This window comes from Streptomyces sp. 8P21H-1, from assembly GCF_013302945.1.
In genome coordinates, this window is sequence record NZ_JABTYA010000240.1 from 1 (window position 1) to 505 (window position 505).

Genomic DNA, 505 nt, shown 5'->3' on the forward strand with positions numbered 1-505 from the left:
CGGCGTGGGCGGGGCGGACCGTGGTGCTGGCCGAGGACGTGCGGCAGGCCGCGCTCCTCGCGCTGCCGCACCGGCGGCGGCGCAACCCGTTCGACGCGCCGGGCCTCGACGAGGACAAGCTCGACGAGACGCTGGAGGAGTTCGAGGGCGGGGACGGCTCCGAAGGTTCCGGGGATTCCGGGGATTCCGGGGATTCCGGGGATTCCGGGGAGTCCGGGGATTCCGGGGATTCCGGGGATTCCGGGGATTCCGGGGACGACGATCCGGATCCGGATCCGGACGGGCCCGGTGGCGGGCAGTCCCCACCGGACGGACCCGACGGCGGCGACGGCGACGGTTCCGGTGAGGTGCCCGCGCAGGGCAGGCCGTCCGAGCCGTCCGAGTCCTCCGGGAACGGGCAGGCGCCGTCCCCCGGCGCCGGTGAGCAGTCCCCCGTGCGGGCCGCCGAACCCTTCCGCACGAAGGTGCTGAGCGTGCCGGGGCTGGGCGAGGGGGCCGCGGGGCG

1 pseudogene is annotated in these 505 nt (G+C 76.4%); it reads left to right on the forward strand.

From position 1 onward, the window contains the following. Positions 1-505, forward strand: a pseudogene (locus tag HO151_RS04625) (hypothetical protein); the annotation flags it as partial.